The following is a 25777-nucleotide window of genomic DNA, read 5'->3' as shown; positions in this document are numbered from 1 at the left end:
CAGATCAGCGCGGCGCCGGCGCCGCGGCAGGGGATGGCGGCACGACCGGTGGCGTGGGTGTTGGCGTCTGCCCCCCCTTGTCCAGCGGCATGGGCGCCAGACCATAGGCCTGCCATAACGGCGCCAGTCTGCCCTGGCGCTGCAGATCGGCCAGCAGGCCAAAGACGGTGTCAGCCGAAGGCGTGGTGCCTGGCCGCCCCAGAACCTTGAGATCGTTGGTCTGGTCGAAGCGGGCCGATACCAGGACGCGTTCCCGATCATCCGGATACTGCTGCAGATACCGCTCCAGATGGGACTTCGTCACGACCCCGGTGTCCACCCGGCCGCGCAGCACCAGCGCGATCACCGCCGCGGTGTCGTTGACCAGCGCGATATCGAAGCGCTTCCGCAATTCAGTGGGATCGTTCTGGAAATCGGCGAAGCGATAGTTGTAGCCCAGGATCGCCGCGATCCGGCGACTGGCGATATCGTCGAACCAGCTTTCGTCCCGGCCGGGCTCGGCGCGGGCGATATAGACGTCGCCATCCTCGGCGATCGTCCGGGATGTCTCCATCACGATGCCCGCGGCCGACCAGCCCCAGGCCATCTTCTCGAACAGCAGCAGGTCGAACCGTCCGGCCGCATAGTCCTGATAGCGACGCGCCGGCGTGGTCGGCACGAACACGAAATTCCATCGATCCTGAGCGGCGTTCAGGACGGCGATGGTGTCGATGATCAGGCCGGTGGCCGGCCCGCCACCGATATCCATCTCGACATAGGGCGGGAACTGATAGCCGCCGATCGGCACGTCACGACGCGAGGCGACGGTATCCGCGGCCAGCGCGGATGCGACATGTCCAGACACAGCGACCAGCATCACCGCCAAGAACCTGGCCAACAGACGCACGCTTTTCCGGTCTCCTGCTGCGGACGGCCCGACACGCGTGTGCAGGCATCGAAACGACATGGTCGGAGGCCGCCGGACCATCCGGCACGGCACCCCGATCAGGGCCGCATCCTAGCAATATCCCGATCGGATTCCCATTGGTGTTGCGGTGCGGCTTTGTGGTTTAGCGGCCTGATTTCTCAGGAGATGGCCTGCTCCGCTCGCGGGTTGGGAGCGTGTCCGTACCGGTCTGGCAGGCGCCGCCGGGCACGCCGGACGCGCGTGGAACCAGGGGCAAATACACCTGCCTCAGAGGGACTGGCTCCAGGCCATGGCTCTGCCAGAGCGGCGCCAGCCGGTCGGCGGCATCCAGATCCGCCAGCAGGCAGCGCACCGCGTCCGCCGACAATGTCGCGTCGGGATGCGCCAGCACGCGCAGATCATAAAGCTGATCGAGGCGGGTCGAGATCAGTATCCGCGCCCGATCCTGCGGGTGCCGGTTCAGATAGCGTTCCAGAAAGGATCTGGTCACCACGCCGGCCGTCACCCGTCCGCGCAGCACCAGCGCAATCACCGCCTCGCTGTCGTTGACCAGCACGATGTCGAACCGGCTGCGCAAGTGGACCGGATCGTTCTGGAAACCCGCGAACTGATAATGATAGCCAAGAATGGCGGCGATCCGCTGGCCGGTGACCGTGTCGAACCAGGCCTGATCGCGATCCTGAAGCACCTGGGCGATGTACACCTCGCCATCGGTGCCGATGGTTCCGGAGGCGTCGACCGCGATCCCTTGATCCGTCCATCCCCAGGCGGCCATCTCGAACAGCATGATGTCGAAACGGCGATTGGCGAAATCCTGGTACCGGCGGGTCGGTGTGGTCGGCACGAACACGAAACGGTAACGATCCTGCCGTGCGTTCAACGCCGCGATGGTCTCGATCGTCAGGCCGGTGATGCTGCCGTCCGACCGGTTCATCTCGACATACGGCGGAAACTGATAGCCGCCGACCAGCACGGTGAGCGGCGACTCCACCGTCGGCTCGGCCGCCGCGGCGGCCGGCAGATGATGAATGGTGCCGGCAAGCGTCACCAGGATGGTCAGGATCATTGCGAAGACATACATGGCGTTCAGCCTCCCGTCCTCTGGCCCGCATCAGCCCACGGGCGCCCATGCCTCATGCCAGAGGAGAGTTGCGGTGTCATGACAGCGGCCCTGATCGCACCCCAAATGCGCGCAAAAAGAAAGCCATGCGCAACGTGCATGGCTGAACTGTCTTCGGGGCTCTGGCGCTCGGCGCCGTGGCGTCCTATATGCACTGCAACATCGTCGAGGTTATCCTCCGATGCCACGGAAACAGATGGCTCCCCCATCGGTTTCCGCATCCGGGTCTCCCCCCGGGTGCAAAGGTCTCCCTGACCTTTTTCGCGTCTCCCAGACGTGAAGCCTCCCTGTCAGACTTCAGCCGGGCCGCAAGGCCCGGCTTTTTTTTGCCGGCACCTTGGCTCCCGCCACCGCAGGCGGCAGGCATGACAATCGAGTGATCCGCAGACGGACCGGCGACCATAGAGGCCAGCCCGTCAACGGTCTGCGGATCAAGGGCGCTTCCTCACGCAAGATGACGCCAGCCGGCATCTTTTAACAGGAGCGCGAAGAACGGAGCGGCCGACGGGACGATACCGGTGATGCCGAAGGGCCTCCCCTCCCTCGTGGCATCGGATATCGCGGCGTTCTGCGACCGGCGTCACTGCCGGGCGGGCGCCTGTGCCCCGGATGTCTCGTCCGAAGCTGTCGTCGTGTGCCTCAGGTGCCTGCCTCTGCAACGCGATCGCGCGCAACGCGGCTGCCATCGGCCGTTCCGTTCGTCGTGTCGGCGGCAGCCCTCCCCAGTTCCACCGCCGGCCCGTCGCGACCATGTTTTCGTCCGGTCTGACGATGCGCCAATATGACGCAGCCAGCCGATCCACGCAAGTCCGTTGTGCGCTGGACGCATGGCAGGTGACGGAAACCGCGTATGGCGGCGGTCAGCGGAACAGGCGATCGCCGTCGTTGACACCGGCATAAAGGCTGGCGACCTGCTCGCCATAGCCGTTCCACTTCAGGGTCGGCACGTCCTCGCCGGTGTCGATCATCTTCTCGGTGGCCTGGCTCCAGCGTGGATGGGAGACCTCGGGGTTCACATTGGCCCAGAAGCCATATTCCCGGCTTTCAAGCTGTTCCCAGAAGCTGGTCGGTCGTTCATCGGTGACGGTGAAGCGCACGATCGACTTGATCGACTTGAAGCCATATTTCCACGGCGTCACCAGTCGCAGCGGCGCGCCATGCTGCCGGGGCAGCGGCTTGCCATAGATGCCGGTGGCGATGAAGGCCAGATCATTGGTCGCCTCGTCCAGCGTCAGCCCCTCGACATAAGGCCAGGGCAGCCAGATGGAGCGCTGGCCATGGGCCATGCCGCTGTCCTCGAAAGTCTCCATGCGCAGGTACTTCGCGCCGGCCTTGGGCCCGGCCATCTTCACCAGCGCCGACAGCGGAAAGCCGCTCCACGGCACCACCATCGCCCAGGCCTCGACACAGCGGAACCGATAGACCCGCTCTTCCAGCGCCATCTTCCGGATCAGCGCATCGGCATCCAGGGTCTGCGGGTCGTCGACCATGCCGTCGATCGTGACCGTCCAGGGCTGAAGCGTCAGCTTCTGGGCGTCGGGCCAGATCCGCTTATGGGTGCCGAATTCATAGAAATTGTTATAGGACGAGGCGATCTTCTCGGGCGTCAACGGCCGACCGGCATCGGCATAGGCGGGGTTGCGGTCGACCGGATACAGCGCCGTCCACGGGTTGTCGTTGGGTGCGTCGCCCGGCTGATAGGCATGGGCACGGCCGGGCGCCAGCAGTGCGCCCGCCACACCGCCCCCCATGGCGGCACCCATGGCGCCAAGCCCCATGGCCTTCAACACCGAGCGTCGATCGCGCCACACGGCCTCGGGCGTGACGTCGCGTTCCGGCAAATCCCAGCTGCGGCGACGGATGATGCGCATCGAACAGACTCCTGACAGGTCCAGTGGGTTCTGAGACGCTACGTCCCAAGATCGAGATTAGATCCCCACCGCCCCACATCAAAGGGGATGACGCGTCGCTCACGCAGGCGTGATGAGGCCGCGAAAATGCGAAACCCCCGGCAGCCGAAGCTGCCGGGGGTTCACTGATGCCGCGGGATGGCGGTGTCAGCCGCTCAGATCAGGTCGTTGCAGGCCCGGGCGATGCGGCCGCAGGCTTCTTCCAGCACCTCGTCGGCGGTGGCGTAGGAGATGCGGAAATAGGGGTCGAGACCGAAGGCCGCGCCATGCACGACGGCGATGCCGACATGCTCCAGCAGATAGCCGGCGAAATCCTCGCTCGACCCGATCACCTGCCCCTGCGGGGTCTTCTTGCCCAGCACGCCCTCGCAGGACGGATAGACATAGAACGCGCCCTCGGGCACCGGGCAGACCAGCCCGGGGGCCTGGTTCAGCAGCCGCACCACCAGATCGCGGCGGACCTGGAAGCGGCGCGCGCGCTCGGCGATGAAATCCTGCGGGCCGTTCAGCGCCTCGACCGCGGCCGCCTGACTGATCGAGGACGGGTTCGAGGTCGACTGCGACTGAATGGCGGTGATCGCCTTGATGATGTTGGCGGGGCCGCCGGCATAGCCGATGCGCCAGCCGGTCATCGAATAGGCCTTGGAGACGCCGTTCACGGTGAGGGTGCGGTCATACAGCTCCGGCGCCACCTGCGCGATGGTGGCGAATTCGAAGCCGTCATACAGGATGTGCTCGTACATGTCGTCGGTCAGCACCAGCACATGCGGGTGACGGACCAGAACATCGGCCAGCGCCCGCAATTCGGCGGCCGAATAGGCGGCACCGCTGGGGTTGCTGGGCGAATTCAGGATCAACCACTTGGTGCGGGGCGTGATCGCCGCCTCAAGCTGGGCCGGCTGGATCTTGAAGCCGGTCTCGCGGCCGGCTTCAACGAAGACCGGCACGCCTTCGGCCAGCAAGGCCATATCGGGATACGACACCCAGTACGGCGCCGGAATGATCACCTCGTCGCCCGGGTTCAACGTGGCCATGAACGCGTTGTACAGCACCTGCTTGCCGCCGGTGCCGACCACGATCTGGTTCGCCGCGTAATCCAGGCCGTTCTCGCGCTTGAACTTGTTCCGCACCGCCTCGACCAGCGCCCGGGTGCCCTGCACCGGGGTGTATTTGGTCTGGCCATCGCGGATCGCCTTGATCGCGGCGTCCTTGATGTTGTCGGGGGTGTCGAAATCGGGCTCGCCCGCGCCCAGGCCGATGATGTCGCGACCAGCTTCCTTGAGCTGGGCGGCCTTGGCGGTGACGGCAAGCGTCGGCGACGGCTTGATGCGGGACAGGCGGTCGGCGATCACGGACATTGGATCAGCTCTTCGGCTGGGAAACAAAACGGGCGAACGATGCGCCGCCGATCGGAGAAAAGCGCGTGCCGTCAGCATGCTGACCGGCCCACATTCCGCAAGCGGACATCCGGGCGGCAACGTACTCCCGCCCCCCGGGCCTTTCAACGGAAAAGCCCTCAACCGAAGGCCTCACGCGCCCCTCCTCGCGCGGTTCACACACCCGCTGAAAAAGCTGCAAAAGATACTATATTGGGTTGCACGCCTCCCCCATCGGTACCGGAGTTCCGAGATCATGCCCGGCAGCCTGTCTGCTCTGACGCCCGACCGGCAGTCACCCGATCCGATGCCGACCCGCCCGGACGGGCCGGCCGATTTCCGTCTGGTCAGCGCCTATCAGCCGGCCGGAGACCAGCCGACCGCGATCGCCGAACTGATCGACGGGATCCGCGGCCAGGAACGCGATCAGGTTCTGCTGGGCGTGACCGGATCGGGCAAGACCTTCACCATGGCCCAGGTGATCGCCGCCGAGAAACGCCCTGCCCTGATCCTGGCACCGAACAAGACCCTTGCCGCCCAGCTTTATGGCGAGATGAAGGAATTCTTCCCCGACAACGCGGTGGAGTATTTCGTCTCGTATTACGATTATTACCAGCCTGAAGCCTATGTGCCACGCTCGGACACCTATATCGAAAAAGAAGCCTCGATCAACGAGCAGATCGACCGGATGCGCCATTCGGCGACACGGGCGCTGCTGGAACGTCGCGACGTGGTCATCGTCGCCTCGGTGTCGTGCATCTATGGTATCGGCGCGGTGGAAACCTATGCCCGGATGACCCTCGACGTGTCGAAGGGCGAGACGCTCGACCGCAACGCCTTCGTCAAGCGGCTGGTGGAATTGCAGTACAAGCGCAACGATACCGGCTTCCAGCGCGGCGCCTTCCGGGTGCGCGGCGATGTGGTGGAAATCTTCCCCGCCCATCTGGAAGACCGCGCCTGGCGGCTGAGCCTGTTCGGCGACGAGGTGGAGCAGATCGTGGAATTCGACCCGCTGACCGGCGAGAAGACCGGCAGCTTCCCCAAGGTCCGGATCTATCCCAACAGCCATTACGTGACGCCCAAGCCGACACTGGCCCAGGCGTCGAAGCTGATCAAGCAGGAGCTGAAGGCCCGGCTGGTTCAGTTCGAGGCCGACGGCAAGCTGCTGGAAGCACAGCGCCTGGAACAGCGCACCATGTTCGATCTGGAGATGATCGAGGCCACCGGCTCCTGCGCCGGCATCGAGAACTATTCACGCTATCTGTCGGGCCGCGCGCCGGGCGAGCCGCCGCCGACGCTGTTCGAATATCTGCCGGAAGACGCGATCCTGTTCGTGGACGAAAGCCACGTCACCGTGCCCCAGGTCGGCGGCATGTTCCGCGGCGACTTTCAGCGCAAATCGACCCTGTCGGAATTCGGCTTCCGGCTGCCGTCCTGCGCCGACAACCGGCCGCTGAAATTCGAGGAATGGGACGCGATGCGGCCGCAATCGGTGTTCGTGTCGGCGACCCCGGGGCCTTGGGAGATGGAGCGCACCGGCGGCCTGTTCGTGGAACAGGTGATCCGCCCGACCGGGCTGATCGATCCGCCGGTGATCGTGCGGCCCTGCACGCGCCAGGTCGACGATCTGCTGGCGGAGGCCCGCGACACCATCGCCCGCGGCTATCGGGTTCTGGTCACCACCCTGACCAAGCGCATGGCCGAGGATCTGACGGAATACATGCATGAAGCCGGGCTGAAGGTCCGCTATCTGCATTCCGACATCGAGACCCTGGAGCGGATCGAGATCATCCGCGACCTGCGCAAGGGCGTGTTCGATATCCTGATCGGGATCAACCTGTTGCGCGAGGGTCTGGATATCCCGGAATGCGCGCTGGTGGCGATTCTGGATGCCGACAAGGAAGGCTTTCTGCGCTCCAAGACCTCGCTGGTTCAGACCATCGGGCGGGCGGCCCGCAATATCGATGGCCGGGTGCTGTGCTATGCCGACCATATGACCGAAAGCCTGAACTATGCCATCGCCGAGACCGAGCGCCGGCGCGCCAAGCAGGTCGCCTATAACGAGGAGCACGGCATCACGCCCGAAAGCGTGCGCAAAACCATCGGCGCGGCGCTGGGCTCGGTCTATGAGGCCGATTACCTGAAGGTGGATGTCGACGAGGCCGAGGGCGGCCACCTGGTCGGCCATAACCTGAAGGCCTATAAGGAGGATCTGGAAAAGCGGATGCGCGAGGCCGCCGCCGATCTGGAATTCGAGGAAGCAGCCCGCCTGCGCGACGAGTTGAAGCGCCTGGACGCCGCCGAACTGGGGCTGGCCGAAGCCGGTGCCCCAACGCTGTCGCCACCACGGGGGCGCGGCGGGTCGCGATCCCTCGACAGCAGAGCCGCGACGGTCAGTGGCGGCGCCAAGGCCGGCGGGCGACGCGGCGCCATGAAATCCGGACGCCCCACCGGCCGCAAGCGCGGCTGAGCGGCATCATGCCCGCGCCCGTCACGGCAGCACCCGATCCGTCCTTGAAATCGCAGCGTAGGAGAACTGTGCGCCTGCGCGTATCATCGCCAGCAACAGGTGATGGCGTCATCATGGCAGACGCCACGGCGGGCGGGGCTTCGGGGGACTGGACGTGCGGATCATCGGGCAGATCGTGTTGATCGCCGGGCTTGCAGCGGCAGGCGCGGGCGCGTGGTATGGCTGGGACCACCTGACCGGGGGGGAAACGGGCACGGCATCCGCCACCATCGCCCCCGCCGGACAACAGCCGGTGCGGGTGGAGCTGGAAACGGTGATCCCGCGCCAGCTCGCCCGGACGGTGGAGGCCGTGGGCACGGCGCGCGCGATCGAGGCGATCACCGTCTCCACCAAGATTTCCGGGCGGATCACCGACCTGAACTTCGCCCCCGGCGGCACGGTCGAGGCCGGCCAGGTTCTGGCGGTGCTCGACGATGCCGGCGCCCGCGCCGATGTCGCCCGCCTGGACGCGGCGGTGAAGGAAGCCACCACCCAGTTGGAACGCACCCGGCAGCTTCGCCGGGGCAACGCCGTTTCGGCGGCTGAATTCGACACCCGGACCACCGAGCTCACCGCCGCCCGCGCCACCCTGGCCTCGGCGCGCGCCACCCTGGCCGATCATCGCGTGGTCGCCCCCTTTCCCGGCCGGGTGGGGTTGAAGCAGGTGAGCGTGGGCGCCGTGGTCGGCCCCGATACCGCCATCACCACCCTCGACAACATCGATCCGATCAAGGTCGCTTTCGCGGTGCCCGAAACCGCGCTGGCCCAACTCGCCCCCGGCCAGATGGTCGCGGCGGCGAGTGCGGCCTATCCCGCCACCGCCTTCGTCGGCACGGTCCGGTTCATCGACACCCGCATCGACGTGTCCACGCGCGCGGTGACGGTCGAAGCCGAAATCGACAATGCCGACGGCCGGCTGAAGCCCGGCATGTTCCTGGCCGTCACCCTGACACTCGACCCCGGCCCCGACGTGCCGACCATTCCCGAACAGGCGCTGATCCGCGAGGGCCGGCTGGCCTATGTCTATGTCGCAGCCGCCGACGGCACGGCCGAACGCCGGGTGGTGGAACCCGGCCGGCGCCAGAACGGCCAGGTCGAGATTCTGGCCGGGCTTCAGGCCGGCGAGCAGGTGGTTGCCGCGGGCCATCAGCGGCTGCGCAACGGCGCGCCCATCGCCGTGACCCCCGCCGCCGCCACCGCTGGCTGACGGCTGGCCAAGATCAGATGCCATGCCCCTGACCGGGGCCGGAATGCTGCGCAAGAGAGGCCGGTCCCGCCATGATCCTGTCGGATGTCTCCATCAAGCGCCCGGTCTTTGCGACCGTGCTGTCCCTGCTGCTGATCGTGGTGGGGCTGGCCGCGGGGCTCAGGCTGGCGGTGCGTGAATATCCCGATGTCGACACGCCGCAGGTCTCGGTCGGCACGTCGTTCCGTGGCGCGCCGGCCTCCCTGGTCGAAACCCAGGTGACTGAGATCATCGAAGGCGCGGTCAGCGGCATCGAGGGCATCCGGACCCTGCGCTCGGTCAGCCGCGACGGCCGCTCGTTCGTGAACATCGAATTCAATGTCGAGCGCGACCTGGAGGCCGCCACCAACGACGTCCGCGACAAGGTCGCCCAGGTCATCGACGATCTGCCCGAGACGGCGGAACAGCCGATCATCTCGAAGGCCGACGCCGACAGCCGGCCGATGCTGTGGATGACATTGACCTCGAATGCCCGCGACGCGCTGGCGCTCACCGATTACGCCGACCGTTTCATCGTCGACCGGCTGTCGGTGGTGCCGGGTGTGGCCTCGGTCTATATCGGCGGCGAGCGGCGCTATGCGATGCGGATCTGGATCGACCGTCAGGCGCTGTCGGCCCGCGGCCTGACGGTCAACGACGTCACCGCAGCACTCAACCGCGAAAACCTGGAACTGCCGGCCGGCAGCATCGAGACCACCAATCGCGAGGTCACGATCCGCACCGACACCCGGTTCGCGACCGAGGCCGATTTCCGCCAGCTTGTGGTCAGCGGCGGCGCCGATGGCCGGCCGATCCGGCTGGGCGACATCGCCCGCATCGAGGTGGGCGCCGAGGATTACAAGAACGAGATCCGCTCCAACGGTCAGCAGGGCATCGGCGTCGGCGTCATCCGACAGTCCAAGGCCAATACGCTGGATGTGGCCAACGGCGTGCGGGCGGAAGTGGAGGCGCTGCGCACCAGCCTGCCGCCGGACATGACCATCAATTATTCCTATGACGAAAGCCTGTTCATCTCGGAGGCGATCTATGAGGTGATGCATGCGCTGGTCATCGCCCTGCTGCTGGTGGTGGGCATCATCTTCGTCTTTCTGCGCTCGATCGCGGCCACGCTGGTGCCGGCGGTGGCGATCCCGGTCTCGGTTATCGCCTCGCTCACCGTGCTCGGCGCCATGGGCTTTTCGATCAACGTGCTGACCCTGCTGGCCCTGGTGCTGGCGATCGGGCTGGTGGTCGATGATGCGATCGTGGTGCTTGAGAACATCCACCGGCGGATCGAAGAGGGTGAGCCGCCATTGCTTGCGGCCTATCGCGGTGCCCGCCAGATCGCCTTCGCGGTGATCGCGACCACGCTGGTGCTGATCGCGGTGTTCGTGCCGATCTCGTTCATGGAAGGCCGGACCGGCCGGCTGTTCGGCGAATTCGGCATCGCCATGGCGGCATCGGTGGCGTTCTCGATGCTGGTGGCGCTGACCCTGACCCCGATGATGTGCAGCAAGCTGCTGCGCGCGCCCGGCCATGCCAATGCCGCCGAACGCGGCGCCCGCCGGTTCTTCGACGGCCTGAACACGGTTTACGACCGGATGCTGGGCTGGGCGATGGGCGCGCGGCTGGTGGTGCTGGCGGTGGCGGTGGCCCTGTCGGCGGTGGCGGGCCTGCTCTACGAACAGGTTCCGAAGGAGTTCGCCCCCACCGAGGATCGCGGCAGCTTCATCGTGGTGGTCGAGGCGCCGCAGGGATCGAGCTACGACTACACCAGCCGCAATGTCGAAAAGGTCGAAGAGATCCTGCGGCCGCTGGTCGACGAGGGCGTCGCCTCGACCGTGTTCACCATCGTCTCGCCCGGCTCCAGCCGGCCGGCACCGGTCGATCGCGCCTTCGTCATCGTGCGGCTGGTGCCCTGGGCCGAGCGCACCACCGGTCAGGTGGCGCTGGTCAACCGGGTGCGGCCGCAGCTCACCGCCATTCCGGGGGTGCGCGCGGTGCCGGTCAATCCGCCGGGGCTGGGCCAGCGCGGCTTCTCCAATCCGCTGGAAGTGGTGGTTGCCGGCCTGGACCGCGAGGACGTGAAGGCCTGGCGCGACATCATGATGGACCGGCTGCTGGCCGAACCGGGCCTCAACAACGTCAACAGCGATTACGAGGAAACCAAGCCGCAGTTGGATGTCACCGTCGATCGTGAGCGCGCGGCGGCCCTCGGCATCTCGGCCCAGGATATCGGCAGCACGCTGGAGGTGATGTTCGGCAGCCGCACCGTCACCCGGTTCGAGGATCGCGGCGAACAGTATGACGTGGTGCTTCAGGCCGAAAACAGCGACCGCGCCAGCGCCGCCGATCTGTCCAGCCTGTTCGTGCGCGCCGGCACCGACGGCTCGCTGGTGCCGCTGTCCAATCTGGTGCGGATGGAAGAGGTGGCGGTGCCCAAGGAACTGCGCCGCGTCGACCGGCTGCCGGCGATCACCATCTCGGCCGGGCTGGCCGACGGCTATGGTCTCGGCAACGCCGTGGAGCGGGTGCAGGAGATCGCGGCCACCGACCTGCCGCCCCAGGCGCGGATCAGCTTCGACGGCCAGTCGCGGGAATATGTCGATGCCGGCGCCGGTATCATGCTGACCTTCGCATTGTCGATCCTGATCGTGTTCCTGGTGCTGGCGGCCCAGTTCGAAAGCTGGATCCACCCGGTGATCATCCTGCTGGCGGTGCCGCTGGCGCTGACCGGCGGCCTTGCCGGCATCTGGCTGTCGGGCGGCACGCTGAACATCTACAGCCAGATCGGCATGGTGATGCTGATCGGGCTTATGGCCAAGAACGGCATTCTGATCGTGGAATTCGCCAATCAGTTGCGGGATGAAGACGGCTTGTCACCGGCCGAGGCGGCGCGTAAATCGGCGGTTCTGCGCCTGCGGCCAATCCTGATGACCACCATCGCCACGGTTCTGGGCGCGGTGCCGCTGGCCATGGGATCGGGTGCCGGCGTCGAAAGCCGCAGCGCGCTGGCGGTGGTGGTGATCGGCGGCATGACGCTGGCCACGATCATGACCCTGTTCCTGGTGCCGGTGCTGTATGCCATGCTGGCGGGCTTCACCAGGCCGGCGGCGACCATCGCAAACCGCCTGCTCGCGCTTGACCGGCAGCCGGCGACGGCACATGTCCACCAGGATGGCGCATCCGACGATGGCCGGGCTCCGCCGCCAGCCGGCCCTGCCGGGAAACACCCGGCTGGCCCCCTGCCGGGAGATGGCATCCCCGGCGAATGACCGGGTGGCCGGGTGCCGCGTCTTAACATGACCCTTCCTGTCAGACGGACCCCTGCCCCATGACCCTGCACTCGGAACAGCCCGGCCTCATCGACGGCGCCAGACCCCTGCCCGCCATACCCAGAGCGGCCCTGGTGACCGGCGCCGCCCGGCGCATCGGCCGGTGCGTGGCGCTGGACCTCGCAGCCCATGGCTATGCCGTGGCCGTGCACTATAACGGTTCGGCCGAGGATGCCGACGCCGTGGTCGCGCAGATCGTGTCGGCGGGCGGGCGGGCGGTGGCATTGGCCGCCGATCTGTCTGTGGAAGCCGAGGTCGCGGCACTGATGCCAGCCGCCACCGCGGCGCTGGGGCCGGTGGGTGTGCTGATCAACAATGCCTCGACCTTCGAATATGATGCCGTCACCACCGCCACCCGCGATAGCTGGGATTTCCACATGGAGGTCAACCTGCGCGCGCCTTTCGTGCTGTCGCAGGCGCTGGTGGCACAACTGCCCGACGATTCAGGCGGGGCGATCATCAACCTGATCGACCAGCGGGTGTGGAATCTGACCCCGCATTTCATGACCTATACCGTCAGCAAAGCCGGCTTGTGGACCCTGACCCGGACCATGGCGATGGCGCTGGCGCCACGCATCCGGGTGAATGCGATCGGCCCCGGCCCGACACTCGCCAGCGTGCATCAGGACCACGAGGGCTTCCGCGCCCAATGCGATAAGATGCCCCTGCGGCGCGGCACCTCGCCTGCCGAGATCGCGGCGGCGATCCGCTTCCTGATCGATGCCCAGGCGATGACCGGCCAGATGCTGGCCCTGGATGGCGGCCAGCATCTGGGCTGGGCACAGGCGCCGCATGGCTCGGGACCACATGGATCGGAACCGCATCCCGGCGCCGGGGGCGGGGCGCATGATGCGGCACTGGACTGACCCTCGACGGCGCCCGCGCACTGCGGTAGGACTGCGCGATGCCGGCCCGGGCCGGCCTCTACCCCTTCTCGCTTCGTCCTTGCCCTGAACCAAGACCCTCGGGCGGGCCGGTCTGCCGGCCGGCCGCGCGCCCCGAATGGGAGAGCGACTTGACCGACCCGATCCAACTGCGTGCCGTCCCCCAGCCGGATCAACGGCCCGCGCGGCGACATCTGTTCATCCGCGACCTGGTGATCGCCTGCGATATCGGCGTCCACGCGCATGAACATGGCCGGCCACAGCGCGTGGCCTTCAACATCGACATCACGCTGCGCGACGACGGGCCGCCACCGGCCGATGATCTGTCGCATGTGCTGTCTTACGAGGATCTGGTGATCGGCATACGCGCACTTGCCCGGCATGGCCATGTCAATCTGGTCGAAACGCTGGCAGAACGCGTGGCGGGGCTCTGCTTCACCGACGATCGCGTTCTGGTGGCACGGGTGCGGATCGAAAAGCTGGACGTGTTCCCCGACGCCGCCGGGGTGGGTGTGGAAATTGAGCGAATGCGCGCCTGACCGCGCGGCGGGCGATATTGCGCAAAGCCCGCCCACCACATGCCGAATCGGCCTGACAACATGCTGATGCATGCGGCCCACCCCCATGAACGGGGCAGGAACGGTGGCGGAATCCGGCCACACCCGCTTTTTTTTGCACAGGGACCATCCAAGAAAGCACTTGACACTGACTCTCCGTGCTAAGCCCTTGATGGTACGTGGCTGGCGACCTGATTTGTGGAAATCGCAGTAAAAACAAGACCTTAATAAATGCCTTATTTTTGGGCAAAGCGATGGAAAACCAAGCGGGCGGCCCTGTCGCAACGTCCCTCAACACGATATGCACATGGTTATCCACAGTTTCCGTGGATATGTTGACGATCCGATGACGCTTGTGAGACGGACATGACCGAGACCCCTGAAGATATCCACCGCCAGCCGACCGATCCGGCCCGGACCGGCACCGCGTCGGGAGATGCCGAGGATACCGGGTCCGAGGATATGGGGGCCGAGGATATCGTCTGGGAAGGCGATGGCGCCGCACTCGACACGCCGGCCCTGGCCCGGCTGCTGTCGCGCCGCCGGCCCGCCGGTGTCGCGGACGGCGAGACCGGCGACGAAGACACTGGCGACGACGGCACTGGCGACGACGGCACTGGCGACGGCGACGACGGCGCGAGCGATGACGGGACGGACGATGGTGCGCCCGTTGATGCCCCAGGGCATGACGAGGGTCGCGCCGGCCGCCGGGCCGGGACAACCGGCGCCTCGCAGGATCGCCCGGCGCCCCATCGTCCGGGTCGGCGGCCGCGTCACGAGACCGGCGATCCGGGCTGGGTGCGGCTGGCGCCTGTCGACGGCGGTGATGAGAACGCCGATGACGAGGCTGATGCCGACGATGCCGAGGCGGATGAGGCGGATGCCGGGGTATCGGCCGACACCGGCGACGGTGCTGCCGGACCGCCTGACGTCGGGGCACCCGATGATGCCACCGCCACGCCCCCTGAAGGGGCAACCGGCAGCGATGCCGGCCCGGCGGCCCCCGCCGGCCCGTCGCTGCGCCGGCATCCGCAATTGCAGGTCGGACGGGCGGCAATTCAGTCGGCACTGCGCACCATGCCCGACAGCGCCGGCGTGTACCGGATGCTGGATAGCCATGGCGACGTGCTCTATGTCGGCAAGGCCAAGCATCTGAAGCGGCGGGTGGCGTCGTATACCCGGATCAACCAGCTACAACCGCGGTTGATGCGGATGGTGGCCGAGACCCGGACCATGGAGATCGTCGTCACCGGTTCCGAGGCCGAGGCGCTGCTGCTGGAAGCCAATCTGATCAAGCGGCTGCGGCCCCGCTTCAACGTGCTGCTGCGCGACGACAAGAGCTTCCCCTATATCCTGATCACCGGCGACCACGATTTTCCGCAGATCGTGAAGCATCGCGGGGCCCGCAACCGCAAGGGCGAGTATTTCGGCCCCTTTGCCAGCGCCGGCGCGGTGAACGAAACCCTGGCGATGCTGGAGAAGGCGTTCCTGCTGCGGACCTGCTCGGACCCGATGTTCGACAGCCGCACCCGCCCCTGCCTGCAATACCAGATCAAGCGGTGCAGCGCGCCGTGCTGCGCCTATGTCGACCGCGACAGCTATGGCCGGCTGGTGTCGGAGGCACGCGATTTCCTGCGCGGACGCTCGGCCAGCGTGCGCGAGGCGATGCAGGGCCATATGGCGCAGGCGGCCGACGCGCTGGATTTCGAGACCGCCGCGGTCTATCGCGACCGGATCAAGGCGCTGGCCCGGGTGACCGCCAGCCAGGGGATCAATTTTCAGGGTCTGGAGGATGCGGATGTGGTGGCGATCGCCGACGAGGGCGGCCAGGCCTGCATCCAGGTGTTCTTCTTCCGCGGCGGCCAGAATTACGGCAACCGGGCCTATTTCCCGGCCAACGAGGCCGGCAGCCCGGCGCCCGAGGTGCTGTCGGCCTTTCTTGGCCAGTTCTATGCCGACAAGCTGCCCCCGCGTGAGGTGCTGCTGAGCCAGGAACCTGACGAGGCGGCACTGGTCGCCCAGGCGCTGTCGGTGCGCGCCGGCCATAAGGTGCGGCTGGCGGTGCCGCGACGTGGCGACAAGGCCCAGGCCGTGGGCCATGCCGCCACCAATGCGCGTGAGGCGCTGGGCCGCAAGCTGGCCGAGACCTCCAGCCAGAAACGGCTGCTGGAGGGCACCGCCAGGGTCTTCGGCATGGACCGCACGCCCGGCCGGATCGAGGTCTATGACAACGCCCATATCTCGGGCACCCATGCGGTCTGCGGCATGATCGTCGCCGGCCCCGACGGCCTGGACCGGCGCGCCTATCGCAGCTTCACCATCCGCGACATCGACCCGGCCAAGGCCGGCGGCGACGACTATGCGATGATGCGCGAGGTGATGCGCCGCCGGTTCACCCGGCTCGCCCGCGAACTCGACGAGGCCGCCGGCGTGGTGGAACGGGTCGACAGCTGGCCGGATCTGGTGCTGCTGGATGGCGGCGAAGGCCAGCTCAAGACCGGCGTCGAGGAGTTGGAGGCGGCCGGGCTGACCGGCCGGATCATGGTGGCCGCCATCGCCAAGGGCCCCGACCGCGATGCCGGCCGCGAGCGGTTCTTCCTGCCCGGTCAGGCGCCGTTCCGCCTGCCCGACCGCGACCCGGTGCTGTATTTCCTGCAGCGGCTGCGCGACGAGGCCCACCGCTTCGCCGGCGGCCAGCACCGCGCCAAGCGCAGCCGCGCGATCGGCACCTCGGCACTGGACGAGATCCCCGGCATCGGCCCGCGGCGCAAAAAGGCGTTGCTGCATCATTTCGGCTCGGCCAAGGCGGTCGAGGTGGCAAGCCTGGCCGATATCGCCAAGGTCGACGGCATCTCCACCACCGTCGCCCGCCAGATCTATCATTTCTTCCACCCCGATGGCTGACCACCTTCACCGGCACATGATCGCGCGAGGCTGACGAACCCGTCGCCGGCCTGTAGAGTGGGCGCGTCATGAGAATGGGCGCGTCCTGCCGCCCGAGTTGGCCATATGGCCCCGCCCCCCAGCCACCGGATGCCGATGCGCAATCGCCTTCCCAACCTGCTCACCCTGTCGCGGATCGTGGTGATCCCGTTCTTCCTGGCGGCCTTCCTGCTGGAACCGGCGGCCGGTGCCTGGGTCAGCTTCGGGCTGTTCGCGGCCGCATCGGTCACCGACTGGCTGGATGGCTGGCTGGCGCGGCGCTGGGGCGTGGTCTCGGCCGTCGGTCGCTTCCTCGATCCGATCGCCGACAAGCTGCTGGTGACGGCGGCGCTGCTGATGCTGGTTGGTGACGGCCGGGCCGATGCCCTGCCGGCGCTGGTCATCCTGTGCCGCGAGATCCTGATTTCGGGCCTGCGCGAACATCTGGCCGGCGACCGGGTATCGGTGCCGGTATCGGGCCTTGCCAAATGGAAGACGACGGTGCAGATGGCGGCCATCGCCGTGCTGCTGCTGCTGCCGGTGCTGCCGGCATCGGCCGCCTGGGGCGGCACGGCATTGCTGTGGCTGGCGGCGGGCCTGACCGTGATCACGGGCTGGGCCTATATGCAGACCGGCATGCGCCATCTGATCGCCGCCGACCGGCGCTGACCCCCCAAACCAGGAGACGGCCCCATGTCGCTGCATGTGCTTTATTTCGCCTGGATGCGCGCCCGCGTCGGCCGGGCGGACGAGGACATCGCCTTTTCCCCGGCGGTCGCGACCGTGGCCGGGCTGCTCGATCATCTGTCGACGCTCAGCCCCGGTCATGAGGCGGCGCTGGCCGATCGCTCGGCGGTGCGGGTGGCGGTGAATCAGGATTATGCGCAGGGCGATGCCGGGCTGGCCGATGGCGACGAGGTCGCGATCTTTCCGCCGGTCACCGGCGGCAGCGGCGGTGACGCCGGCGCCTGCGCCATCGAGATCCGCGTCCAGACCGGAGATTTCGACGTCGGCGCCGAATACGCCCGGGCGGCAGGCGGCGATGCCACCGGCGGCATCGCCATCTTCGTGGGCCAGGTGCGCGGCCGCGACGGCGACCAGACGATCGGCGCCATGACGCTTGAACATTATCCCGGCATGACCGAGCGGGAGATCCGCCGGGTGGCGGAACAGGCGGCAACCCGCTGGCCGCTGGCCGCGATCCGCATCATTCATCGGGTCGGGCGGCTTCAGCCGGGCGAGCGGATCGTGCTGGTGATCGCCGCATCCGCCCATCGCGCCGCCGCCTTCGATGCCTGCGCCTTCCTGATCGACTGGCTGAAGACCCGCGCGCCGTTCTGGAAGCTGGAAGACACCAGCGAGGGGCCGCGCTGGGTGGCGGCCAAGGCATCGGACGACGCGGCGGCGGCACGCTGGCGGGACGACCACACACGACAGGCGTAGGAGGTGACCGGGGCCGGTCGTTTAAGGGACAGAAGACGGGCACGACGACGCGCCGTCTCTGGCAGAACCGGAACGATCCGGCAGTCCCCGATCCCCCACACGCTCCGAAGGAGATGTGACCGATGACCGAGTTCAGCATCCGCCGCATGGCCGCAGCCGCCGGTATCGCCACCCTGATGGCATTTCCCGTGGCCGCGATCGCCGCCGATGATCAGGGCATGACCCTGGAGCAGATGCAGGCGAAGACCGCCGAGCGCTTCCAGCGCATGGACGCCGACAAGGACGGCCGCGTCACTCGTGACGAGATGAAGGCCGCCCGCGCCGATATGATGAAGGGCCATGACGGCATGTGGCGTGACGGCAAAGGCCCCGGTGGCCATGGGCCGGGACGCATGGGCGCCCATATGATGAAGCAGGTCGACACCAACAGCGACGGCAAGATCAGCCGCGACGAGTTCATGACCGGCGCCGACCGGATGTTCAGTCGCCTGGATGCCGATGGCGATGGCCAGATCACCGAGGCCGAGCGCGAGGCCATGCGGGCCCGCCACATGGACGGCTGGAAGATGGACGGCAAGGACGGCAAGCCTGCCGCCGACGCCCCCAAGGCCGGCGGGTGACGATGGTCGCATCCTCGTCGGACATCGAGGCCGCAGGGCGGCCGGAAGACGAGGATGATCGCCTGCTCGCCCGTGTGGCGGCAGGCGATGGTGCAGCCTTTGGCCGGCTGGTGGATCGCCATGGCGAGCGGGCGCTCGCCGTGGCGACCCGCATGCTGAGCAGCCGCAGCGACGCCGAAGATGCCGTGCAGGACGTGTTCACCCGCCTGTGGGCGGGGGCCGCGGCCCGCTGGCGACCGGGTGGCGCGCGGTTCGGAACCTGGCTGTGGCGGGCGGTCGCCAATCGCTGCCTGGATCAGCTCCGCCGGCCACGGATGACTGAACTGACCGAGGCCATGGAGCCGCCCGACCCGTCGCCCGGCGCGCTGGATCGCCTGATCCACGACCGGACGATGCGGCGGGTGGGCGACGCCGTGGCTGGTCTGCCTGAACGCCAACGCATGGCAATCGCTCTGGTCTACGACGCCGGGCTGTCGGGCAGCGAGGCTGCGGACGCCATGGGTGTCAGCGCCGGGGCGATGGAACAACTGCTGGTCAGGGCACGGCGCAGCCTGCGCCTTGAGCTCAAGACCGGCATGGACGAGGACGAGGGAGGCGCGTGATGGACATCGATGGCTTCAGGGCGTTGCTCGACGCCCATGGCGGCGATCCCGCACGCTGGCCCGCCGCCGCCCGCGACGACGCCCTTGTCTTGCTGGCGGCCGAACCCCGCGCCCGTGCGGTGCTGGACGATGCCCGCCGGCTGGATGCCCTGATCCGGGCTGCCGCCCCCGAACCGCGCGGCACAGGCACAGGCACAGGCACAGGCACAGGCACAGGCCGGGATACGGCATTCCTGAACCGGCTGAAGGCGATTCCGGCCGAGCGGCCGCAGATCGTGGTGATCGATGGCGGGCGCGGCACGATCGCCGCCGCGACGGCACAGCCGGCGACGACCGCACAGCCAGCCACGACCGCACAGCCAGGGGTGCAGCCTGGGCCGCCGCCGGGCGCGAGGCCACGCCACCAACCGAAACCACGTCGCCAGCCTGGGGCCGTATCCGACAGGCCGTCGTCCACCCCCGGTCGCAGCCCGGCTTTCGCCGCCCGGCTGGGCGGTGCCGTTGCCGCCGCGGCCCTGCTGATGGGCATGCTGATCGGTGGCAATGGCTGGATGACCGGCGCGGCGCTGGCGCTGGACACATCGAACGACATCGACATCGCGGCCGTGCTCTATGCCGAGCAGGGCACGCTGGAGGAGCCGCAATGACCCTGAGCGGGCGCCGTGCGCGGCTGGTGGTCGGCGGATTGATCGCCAGCCTGGCGCTGAATCTGTTTGTCGCCGGCGTGGTGATCTCCGGCTCGGTCGTGTCGCGGCCGCCATCGCATGACCGCGGGCTGATGCGGCTGATGCACGATCTTCAGGAACCGCAGCGCAGCGCCATCAAGGCCTCGTTCGCGGCCGAGCGCGACGCGCTGCACGACCATCTGACGGCTCTGCGCGATGCGCGCCACGGGTTGAAGCGCGTGATCAAGGCCCGGCCCGCGGCCGGTGCGGCCGAGTTGGAAGCGGCCCTCACCGAACTGGCCCTGCGCGACCGCGAGATGCAGGATCTGGCCAGCCGGCTGATGGTCGAGGGCTGGCGGCGCGCCGCATCATCCCCGGCCCCCACCCGCTGAGTGCCCCCCGCCCGCTGAGCAACCGGTTACCGTCACCCCCACCTGAACGACGAACCGCCCGCCCCGGACAAGCCGGAGCGGGCGGTTCGTCATTCGCAGAGCGGCGTCACGACACGGCCAAGATCACTCGGCAGCGACGCGGGCCGCCGCACCATGGGCGCGCACCAGGGCCGAATAGGCATGCATCAGGGTCGAGCAGGCATCGGCCGGCTTGAACATGACGTCGCCGATCTGGCGCACCGGCGTCACTTCCGCGGCCGAACCGGTCAGGAAGCACTCGTCGAAATCGGCCATCTCTTCCGGACGGATATGACGCTCGATGATGGTATAGCCGGCCTGTTCGGCCAAGCCCATCACCGTGCGGCGGGTGATGCCGTTCAGGAAGCAGTCGGCGATCGGGGTGTGCAGTTCCTTGCCACGGCCGAAGAACACATTGGCACCGGTCGCTTCCGCCACATAACCGCGATAGTCCAGCATCATGGCGTCGTCGAAGCCACGGCTGTCGGCTTCACGGCGGCTCATGGTGCAGATCATGTACAGGCCGGCGGCCTTGCTTTCGGTCGGCGCGGTATCGGGTGCCGGACGCTTCCAGCGCGACAGTTCCAGGCGGATGCCCTTCAGCTTCTCTTCCGCCGAGAAATAGGATGGCCATTCCCAGCAGGCGATGGCCATATGCACCTGCGATCCGCGGGTGTAGACGCCCATCTGCTCGCTGCCGAGCCAGGCCACCGGCCGGACATAGGCATCGCTGAGATTGTTGGCCGCCAGCAGCTCGGCGGTCGCCGTGTTGATCTCGGCCGGGGTATAGGGCAGCTCGAAGCCCAGCAGTTGTGCCGAACGGGCAAGCCGCTCAGAATGCTCGTTGAGCTTGAAAACGATGCCGTCATAGGCTCTCTGGCCCTCGAACACGCAGCTCGCGTAGTGGAGGCCGTGGTTGAGCACGTGGATGCGTGCCTCACGCCACGGAGTGAGCTTGCCGTCGAACCAGATCCAGCCGTCGCGGTCGTCGAAGGGGATGAGTGCCATTGTCGCGCGCCTTGGATAATTTGCGAACAAAAACTGGATGGAATGAGTAACATTCCGTTCCAACTATGTCAACATGGCTGCCGTAATGTCAAATCCGAACGCAAACCCGAATCCGCTCTTTCTCCGCGAGGAGGAGCTGAACCAGGGCATCGAACTGCTGTTCTACGCTTATCGGGATTTCACCAGCGAACCCGACCGCATCCTGGAAAAGCACGGGCTGGGCCGGGCCCATCACCGCGTGGTGTATTTCGTCGGCCGTAATCCCGGCACGACGATTACAGATTTGTTGCGCATCCTGCGGATCACCAAGCAGTCGCTCAGCCGCGTCCTGAAACAACTGATCGACCAGAACCTGATCGATCAGCAGTCAGGGCTGAGAGACCGCCGCCAGCGACTTCTTTATCTGACGGAGTCCGGTAAATCTCTGGAGCGCGAACTCTCGGGCAATCAGCGCAAACGAGTGGCGCGCGCCTATCGGGAAGCGGGTGCCGAGGCTGTCGAAGGATTTCGCAAGGTGATGGTCGGCATCATGGACGATCCCGAGCGTGACGGGTTCAACCGGCCATGAGTATCGATGAGCCCGGCGATGCTGCACCTGCTGCCATGCGGATGACGCAAGGCAGCCCGCCACCACCGCCCGATCCGGACGCGCCCCATGTGCTGGTGGTGGATGACGACCGCCGGCTGTGTGCCCTGATCGCCCGCCTGCTGCGCGAGAACGGGTTCATGGTCTCAACCGCGCATGACGCCGCCGAGGCGCGGGCCAAGCTTCAGGTCATCACCGTCGACCTGCTGGTTCTGGACGTGATGATGCCGGGCGAAAGCGGGCTGGATCTCACCCAGTCGCTCCGCGAACGCGGCGAGCTGCCGATCCTGCTGCTCACCGCGATGGACGGCGCCGAGGATCGGATCGCGGGGCTGGAAACCGGTGCCGACGATTATCTGGCCAAGCCCTTCGACCCGCGGGAACTGCTGGCCCGGATCCGGTCCATCCTGCGCCGCTCGGTACCGCGGGCGGCATTGGCCTCGGGCGGGCCCGGCCGGACCCTTGCCGGCGTCACACTGCGCTTCGGGCCGTGGAGTTTCGATCTGGGCCGGCAGGAACTGCGCCGCGATGGCGAGATCGTGCATCTGACGCAGGGAGAGGCCACATTGCTGGGGGTGCTGGCGGCCGCGCCCAACCGCCCGATCAGCCGCGACGCCCTGGCGGAGCGGGCCCAGATCCGTGGCGGCGACCGCGCGGTCGATGTCCAGATCGTCCGCCTGCGCCGCAAGATCGAGGATGATCCGCGCAACCCGCGCCACATCCACACCCTGCGTGGCGCCGGCTATGCGCTGCGCACCGATGCCTGACCGGCCGCGGCGCCCTCCCGGCGCCATCGGCCCCGGCCATCAGATGAAGATACCTGCCTCATGACCAGCATCGACCGCTTTCTCAGAACCGTGCTGCCGCGCTCGCTCTATGGCCGGTCCTTCCTGATGATCGTGGCGCCACTGGTCGTGCTGCTCGGCCTGACGACCTATCTGTTTTACAATCGCCACTGGGACAATGTCACCCGCCATATGACCCTTGCCGTCGCCGGCGACATTGCCCTGACGGTCGAGGTTCTGCGCAACTATCCCGAAGGCGAGGAACGCGACCGTCTGCTGCGGCTGATCCAGGTCTATACCGACATCCGCTTCGACTTCCGGGCCGCCGAAATCCTGCCCAATATCGATCATGACGCAGGCAACAGCCTTCTGGAGCGGATGATGGCCTCGGCGCTGGACACGCGGGTGTACCGGCCATTCGTGCTGGACGCGGTGACCGACAATACCTGGGTCAATATCGATGTTCAGCTTCAGGACGGGGTGTTGCAGGTCAAGGTGCCACGCAAGCGCGTGACCAGTGCCACGACCTATATCTTCATTCTGTGGCTGGTCGGCATCTCGCTGGTGCTGATGGTGCTGGCGATGATGTTCCTGCGCAATCAGATGCGGTCGCTGCGCAAGCTGGCGATGGCGGCCGACAATCTGGGCAAGGGCCGCGACGAGCTGGCGATCTTCAAACCCAGCGGCGCCACCGAGGTCCGCCAGGTGTCGCATGCCTTCCTGCGTATGCGAGATCGCATCCGCCGGCAGGTTACCCAGCGCACCGAGATGCTGGCTGGCGTCAGCCATGATCTGCGCACGCCCCTGACCCGGATGAAGCTGCAACTGGCGCTGATGCCGCCCTCGGCCGATCTGGCCGAGCTTGAGGCCGATGTCGAGGAAATGACCCGCATGGTCGAAGGCTATCTCGCCTTCGCGCGCGGTGAAGGCGCCGAGGAACCGGCGGTGCTGGCCGATCTGGCCCAGTTGGTGCAGCAGGTGGTGTTCCGCGCCCGCGGCACCGGCCAGGGCCGGATCGACATCCGTGGCGCCGACCATCTGATGGTGCTGGTCCGCCCTCAGGCATTCCGGCGGTGCCTGGGCAATGTGATCGACAACGCCATGCGCCACGCCGAGCGGGTGGAGGTGACCCTGCTGCCCGGGCGCGAGGTGGCGCAGGTGCTGATCGACGATGATGGCCCCGGCATCCCCGCTCATCTGCGGGCCGAGGCCTTCCGCCCGTTCCGACGGCTGACGGAGGCCGGCGACGACCCGTCGGCGCAGGACGCGGCCTGGGAAGGCGGCTCGGGGATCACCGGTGTGGGCCTGGGCCTCGCCATCGCCCGCGACGTGATGCGCGGTCATGGCGGCGATATCCGGCTGGAAGACAGCCCGCTGGGAGGCCTGCGCGTGACGCTGGATCTGCCGATCTGATCCGGCCCCCCCCGTCATAATTCACCTCACAGGCGCCTGAGGGGGCCGCGTTGATGACCGGTTCGCCTGTGGCGGCCGCTGGGGCGGCTCATCATGGGCCGATTGTGTGGGCGGCCTGCTTCTAGAGGTCCGCGCCGATTATCCGGGCAGCCCAGCCGGCCGGCCACGACATTCCGGTGCCGGTAGACCCGCGTCGATAGGGCGCTGCGAGGGTTGCTGTGGCCCGGCCACATGCGCGGGCTCGTCCTCGCGGACGATCCGGTTGCGGCCGCGTTCCTTGGCCGCATACAACGAGCGGTCGGCACGCAGCAGCGCCTCTTCGAACTGACGGTCGGGCGTCAACGTGGCAATGCCGATGCTGACGGTGATCCCGCTCCCTTCCAGGGCCGGAATCACCCGGCCACATCGCCCCATGGTCTCGCGGATCGTCTCGGACACCTGGGTGGCGTGCGCCGCATCCGCCCCGGGCAGGAACACCGCGAACTCCTCGCCACCCAGCCGCGCCGCCACATCGTCCTGGCTGATACAGCTGCGGATGATCGATCCGATCTCGCGCAGCACGAGATCGCCCACGGCATGGCCGAACCCGTCATTGACCGCCTTGAAGTGGTCGACGTCGATAAACAGCAGCGCGCCGGCGCCCCTTGGGGCAGATCCGCCTGCGGCCACGCGTCTGGTCTCGGAAAAGAAGGTGCGGCGGTTCAGCAGCCCGGTCAGATCGTCGATCTTCGACAGCCGGTCGAGTTCGACCGCCATTTCCCGCAGCTTGACATTCTGCCCGATGAAAAAGAAACCCAGCGGATAGCCAATGATCAGAACGATAATCGTGGTCAGAAGAATATCGAGCGGCAGGCGATCGAATTCAAAATACCAATAGAAGAAAGCGGTCAGCAGGTCGGCGGCGATGATCGCCACGACGATCATCAATGTGACCTGCCGGAACACCGACATGGAACTGAGCCTGTGCGCCCATTTACCACTATGGATCATGCCGCCCCCGCACCTTCCCGCATCGGCGGTGATACACGGATCGCCGGTGTTTGAGAAGCGGCATCGACATCTACGCCGCCAGGCTCTATCAGGCGTTGTTTCAGCCCAGCCGCGCGCCGTCCGGCACCTCATGATCCGGCGCAATCAGGCTGATCCGCCCGGCGGCATCGGGAAAGCCCAGCAGCAGCACCTCGGACATGAACCGGCCGATCTGACGCGGAGGGAAATTCACCACCGCGGCGACCTTGCGGCCGATCAGCGCCTGGGGCGTATAAAGATGGGTGACCTGTGCCGAGGTCCGGCGCTCGCCGATCCCGGGGCCGAAATCGATCCACAGCTTGATCGCCGGCTTGCGGGCTTCCGGGTATGGCTCGGCCCGTATCACGGTTCCGGCACGGATATCGACCGCCAGAAAATCATCGAAGGCAATCGGCGGCCGGGGCGTCTGGATGTCGTCGGTCATGGTCTGGCAGCAGCTTCACGACAGGGAATGATGCCGTCATATTGCCC

The 25777-nt window shown here is 67.1% G+C and carries 22 protein-coding genes; 15 read left to right on the top strand and 7 right to left on the bottom strand.

The annotated features are described in order from the left end of the window. Positions 1-4: 4 nt before the first annotated feature. The 4 genes from WG924_RS17125 to WG924_RS17110 all read right to left on the bottom strand — a co-directional run bounded on the left by WG924_RS17125 (position 5) and on the right by WG924_RS17110 (position 5295). Positions 5-877 (bottom strand): substrate-binding periplasmic protein, encoded by an 873-nt coding sequence (locus tag WG924_RS17125; RefSeq protein ID WP_345934314.1) that lies wholly within the window; start codon positions 875-877, stop codon positions 5-7. 172 nt (positions 878-1049) lie between these two features. Next, complete coding sequence (locus WG924_RS17120; RefSeq protein ID WP_345934313.1) at positions 1050-1988, bottom strand: substrate-binding periplasmic protein; 939 nt, start codon at positions 1986-1988, stop codon at positions 1050-1052. Positions 1989-2887: 899 nt separating this feature from the next. Continuing rightward, positions 2888-3898, bottom strand: coding sequence for a protein-methionine-sulfoxide reductase catalytic subunit MsrP (gene msrP, locus WG924_RS17115; RefSeq protein ID WP_345934312.1), 1011 nt, complete (start codon positions 3896-3898; stop codon positions 2888-2890). 194 nt (positions 3899-4092) lie between these two features. Beyond that, on the bottom strand, positions 4093-5295 hold the full coding sequence (locus WG924_RS17110) for a pyridoxal phosphate-dependent aminotransferase (protein WP_345934311.1): 1203 nt from the start codon (positions 5293-5295) through the stop codon (positions 4093-4095). A gap of 274 nt (positions 5296-5569) precedes the next feature. Here WG924_RS17110 and uvrB point away from each other — a divergent pair, with 274 nt between their 5' ends. The 12 genes from uvrB to WG924_RS17050 all read left to right on the top strand — a co-directional run bounded on the left by uvrB (position 5570) and on the right by WG924_RS17050 (position 20467). Beyond that, entirely contained in the window at positions 5570-7783 is a 2214-nt protein-coding gene (gene uvrB, locus WG924_RS17105) for an excinuclease ABC subunit UvrB (protein WP_372045097.1), read from the top strand. Positions 7784-7937: 154 nt separating this feature from the next. Continuing rightward, the gene (locus tag WG924_RS17100) at positions 7938-9029 is read left to right on the top strand and encodes an efflux RND transporter periplasmic adaptor subunit (protein WP_345934310.1); all 1092 of its coding nucleotides are present in this window, start codon (positions 7938-7940) and stop codon (positions 9027-9029) included. Between the two features lie 71 nt (positions 9030-9100). After that, the gene (locus tag WG924_RS17095) at positions 9101-12322 is read left to right on the top strand and encodes an efflux RND transporter permease subunit (RefSeq protein ID WP_345934309.1); all 3222 of its coding nucleotides are present in this window, start codon (positions 9101-9103) and stop codon (positions 12320-12322) included. A 59-nt stretch (positions 12323-12381) separates the two neighbouring features. Beyond that, positions 12382-13248, top strand: a complete 867-nt coding sequence (locus tag WG924_RS17090) for an SDR family oxidoreductase (protein ID WP_345934308.1) — start codon at positions 12382-12384, stop codon at positions 13246-13248. Positions 13249-13397: 149 nt separating this feature from the next. Then, a complete protein-coding gene (locus WG924_RS17085) occupies positions 13398-13805 on the top strand; it encodes a dihydroneopterin aldolase (RefSeq protein ID WP_345934307.1) in 408 nt (135 codons plus the stop codon). A 1035-nt stretch (positions 13806-14840) separates the two neighbouring features. Next, positions 14841-16727 carry an excinuclease ABC subunit UvrC gene (gene uvrC / locus WG924_RS17080; protein WP_345934548.1) on the top strand — a complete coding sequence of 629 codons (1887 nt, stop codon included), beginning with the start codon at positions 14841-14843 and terminating at the stop codon, positions 16725-16727. A 135-nt stretch (positions 16728-16862) separates the two neighbouring features. After that, a complete protein-coding gene (gene pgsA, locus WG924_RS17075; RefSeq protein ID WP_345934306.1) occupies positions 16863-17414 on the top strand; it encodes a CDP-diacylglycerol--glycerol-3-phosphate 3-phosphatidyltransferase in 552 nt (183 codons plus the stop codon). A gap of 24 nt (positions 17415-17438) precedes the next feature. Then, complete coding sequence (moaD, locus tag WG924_RS17070; RefSeq protein WP_345934305.1) at positions 17439-18188, top strand: molybdopterin converting factor subunit 1; 750 nt, start codon at positions 17439-17441, stop codon at positions 18186-18188. Between the two features lie 122 nt (positions 18189-18310). Then, positions 18311-18808 carry an EF-hand domain-containing protein gene (locus WG924_RS17065; RefSeq protein ID WP_345934304.1) on the top strand — a complete coding sequence of 166 codons (498 nt, stop codon included), beginning with the start codon at positions 18311-18313 and terminating at the stop codon, positions 18806-18808. Between the two features lie 2 nt (positions 18809-18810). Then, positions 18811-19410, top strand: coding sequence for a sigma-70 family RNA polymerase sigma factor (locus tag WG924_RS17060; protein WP_345934303.1), 600 nt, complete (start codon positions 18811-18813; stop codon positions 19408-19410). Further along, complete coding sequence (locus tag WG924_RS17055) at positions 19410-20057, top strand: hypothetical protein (protein WP_345934302.1); 648 nt, start codon at positions 19410-19412, stop codon at positions 20055-20057. Before WG924_RS17060 ends, WG924_RS17055 begins: the two co-directional genes overlap by 1 nt. Continuing rightward, the gene (locus WG924_RS17050) at positions 20054-20467 is read left to right on the top strand and encodes a periplasmic heavy metal sensor (protein WP_345934301.1); all 414 of its coding nucleotides are present in this window, start codon (positions 20054-20056) and stop codon (positions 20465-20467) included. The genes WG924_RS17055 and WG924_RS17050 overlap by 4 nt, the downstream gene beginning before the upstream one ends. A gap of 123 nt (positions 20468-20590) precedes the next feature. On the opposite strand, the gene WG924_RS17045 is transcribed toward WG924_RS17050, so the two are convergent. Next, positions 20591-21493 carry a branched-chain amino acid aminotransferase gene (locus tag WG924_RS17045; RefSeq protein ID WP_188574060.1) on the bottom strand — a complete coding sequence of 301 codons (903 nt, stop codon included), beginning with the start codon at positions 21491-21493 and terminating at the stop codon, positions 20591-20593. 85 nt (positions 21494-21578) lie between these two features. Between WG924_RS17045 and WG924_RS17040 the strand changes: the two genes are divergently transcribed. From WG924_RS17040 to WG924_RS17030, 3 genes are read left to right on the top strand one after another with little or no spacing between them, the layout of a single operon-like run. Beyond that, positions 21579-22061: a MarR family winged helix-turn-helix transcriptional regulator gene (locus tag WG924_RS17040; RefSeq protein WP_345934300.1), complete on the top strand. Its 483-nt coding sequence runs from the start codon at positions 21579-21581 to the stop codon at positions 22059-22061. A gap of 35 nt (positions 22062-22096) precedes the next feature. Continuing rightward, a complete protein-coding gene (locus WG924_RS17035; RefSeq protein ID WP_188574118.1) occupies positions 22097-22846 on the top strand; it encodes a response regulator in 750 nt (249 codons plus the stop codon). A gap of 60 nt (positions 22847-22906) precedes the next feature. Next, the gene (locus WG924_RS17030; RefSeq protein WP_345934299.1) at positions 22907-24277 is read left to right on the top strand and encodes an ATP-binding protein; all 1371 of its coding nucleotides are present in this window, start codon (positions 22907-22909) and stop codon (positions 24275-24277) included. Between the two features lie 138 nt (positions 24278-24415). Here WG924_RS17030 and WG924_RS17025 read toward each other — a convergent pair whose 3' ends face one another. Further along, the gene (locus tag WG924_RS17025; protein ID WP_345934298.1) at positions 24416-25411 is read right to left on the bottom strand and encodes a GGDEF domain-containing protein; all 996 of its coding nucleotides are present in this window, start codon (positions 25409-25411) and stop codon (positions 24416-24418) included. After that, positions 25368-25730: a tRNA-binding protein gene (locus WG924_RS17020; RefSeq protein WP_345934297.1), complete on the bottom strand. Its 363-nt coding sequence runs from the start codon at positions 25728-25730 to the stop codon at positions 25368-25370. Before WG924_RS17020 ends, WG924_RS17025 begins: the two co-directional genes overlap by 44 nt. Positions 25731-25777: the final 47 nt, after the last annotated feature.

Origin of the sequence: Tistrella arctica (assembly GCF_039630945.1) — a bacterium.
Classification (GTDB): Bacteria; Pseudomonadota; Alphaproteobacteria; order Tistrellales; family Tistrellaceae; genus Tistrella; species Tistrella bauzanensis.
The sequence above is the reverse complement of the archived record's forward strand: the minus strand, read 5'-3'. Positions and strand labels throughout refer to the sequence as shown.

Bases quoted from the DNA above. Each gene is read 5' to 3' on its own strand.
- pgsA (WP_345934306.1), top strand. From the start codon at position 16,863: ATGCGCAATCGCCTTCCCAACCTGCTCACCCTGTCGCGGATCGTGGTG.
- WG924_RS17035 (WP_188574118.1), top strand. From the start codon at position 22,097: ATGCGGATGACGCAAGGCAGCCCGCCACCACCGCCCGATCCGGACGCG.
- WG924_RS17040 (WP_345934300.1), top strand. From the start codon at position 21,579: ATGTCAAATCCGAACGCAAACCCGAATCCGCTCTTTCTCCGCGAGGAG.
- WG924_RS17045 (WP_188574060.1), bottom strand. From the start codon at position 21,493: ATGGCACTCATCCCCTTCGACGACCGCGACGGCTGGATCTGGTTCGAC.
- uvrB (WP_372045097.1), top strand. From the start codon at position 5,570: ATGCCCGGCAGCCTGTCTGCTCTGACGCCCGACCGGCAGTCACCCGAT.
- WG924_RS17065 (WP_345934304.1), top strand. From the start codon at position 18,311: ATGACCGAGTTCAGCATCCGCCGCATGGCCGCAGCCGCCGGTATCGCC.
- WG924_RS17110 (WP_345934311.1), bottom strand. From the start codon at position 5,295: ATGTCCGTGATCGCCGACCGCCTGTCCCGCATCAAGCCGTCGCCGACG.
- msrP (WP_345934312.1), bottom strand. From the start codon at position 3,898: ATGCGCATCATCCGTCGCCGCAGCTGGGATTTGCCGGAACGCGACGTC.
- WG924_RS17060 (WP_345934303.1), top strand. From the start codon at position 18,811: ATGGTCGCATCCTCGTCGGACATCGAGGCCGCAGGGCGGCCGGAAGAC.
- WG924_RS17120 (WP_345934313.1), bottom strand. From the start codon at position 1,988: ATGTATGTCTTCGCAATGATCCTGACCATCCTGGTGACGCTTGCCGGC.
- WG924_RS17020 (WP_345934297.1), bottom strand. From the start codon at position 25,730: ATGACCGACGACATCCAGACGCCCCGGCCGCCGATTGCCTTCGATGAT.
- WG924_RS17095 (WP_345934309.1), top strand. From the start codon at position 9,101: ATGATCCTGTCGGATGTCTCCATCAAGCGCCCGGTCTTTGCGACCGTG.
- WG924_RS17055 (WP_345934302.1), top strand. From the start codon at position 19,410: ATGGACATCGATGGCTTCAGGGCGTTGCTCGACGCCCATGGCGGCGAT.
- WG924_RS17050 (WP_345934301.1), top strand. From the start codon at position 20,054: ATGACCCTGAGCGGGCGCCGTGCGCGGCTGGTGGTCGGCGGATTGATC.
- WG924_RS17030 (WP_345934299.1), top strand. From the start codon at position 22,907: ATGACCAGCATCGACCGCTTTCTCAGAACCGTGCTGCCGCGCTCGCTC.
- moaD (WP_345934305.1), top strand. From the start codon at position 17,439: ATGTCGCTGCATGTGCTTTATTTCGCCTGGATGCGCGCCCGCGTCGGC.
- WG924_RS17090 (WP_345934308.1), top strand. From the start codon at position 12,382: ATGACCCTGCACTCGGAACAGCCCGGCCTCATCGACGGCGCCAGACCC.